General features: G+C 38.7%; 2 protein-coding genes. Both read right to left on the bottom strand.

The window, feature by feature from the left end; all coding sequences use genetic code 11:
- Nucleotides 1–67: 67 nt before the first annotated feature.
- A complete protein-coding gene (locus R0J92_RS21670; protein ID WP_411053154.1) occupies nucleotides 68–274 on the bottom strand; it encodes a type II toxin-antitoxin system HicA family toxin in 207 nt (68 codons plus the stop codon).
- A partial coding sequence (locus R0J92_RS21675) for a type II toxin-antitoxin system HicB family antitoxin (RefSeq protein ID WP_411053155.1) occupies nucleotides 271–475 on the bottom strand: 205 nt, incomplete at its 5' end. The genes R0J92_RS21675 and R0J92_RS21670, both read right to left, overlap by 4 nt.

The raw sequence follows: 475 nt of genomic DNA on the forward strand, positions 1-475 counted from the left end.
GGATTAAAAGGAACAGCAAAGAAATAGCAAGCGCGATCGCACTTGTTTCAGGAAACCCTAGATAATCTTAGAGATCATTTTCCTCTAACTGAGCAATTTTCATTATTGATCTAAGCGTTCCTATCTTTAGATCCTGATTACGATGCACAGGAATAGAGATTATCTTCTTTTCATCTGGTTTTTCGTAGATATGATGACTGCCTGTAATTTTTTTAAGAATCCAGCCTTTCTTCTCAACAATCTTACAAAATTTTTTCCCTGAAACCGACTTCATACTGAGATTTCCAGCACTTCTGACTCTGCATTGTCTATTTCATTCGCTACTTCTAACCACCCTTGGATCGCATCTTTGAGATTGTTCATCAATTCCTCCATGTTATCTCCCTCTGTGATACATCCAGGTAAGGCAGGAACTTCCGCCCAATATCCCCCTTCTTCGGCAGGATGAACAATTGCTTTGATTTTCATAACTGAT

It is taken from the genome of Tritonibacter sp. SIMBA_163 (assembly GCF_046535935.1).
Classification (GTDB): domain Bacteria; phylum Pseudomonadota; class Alphaproteobacteria; order Rhodobacterales; family Rhodobacteraceae; genus Epibacterium; species Epibacterium scottomollicae.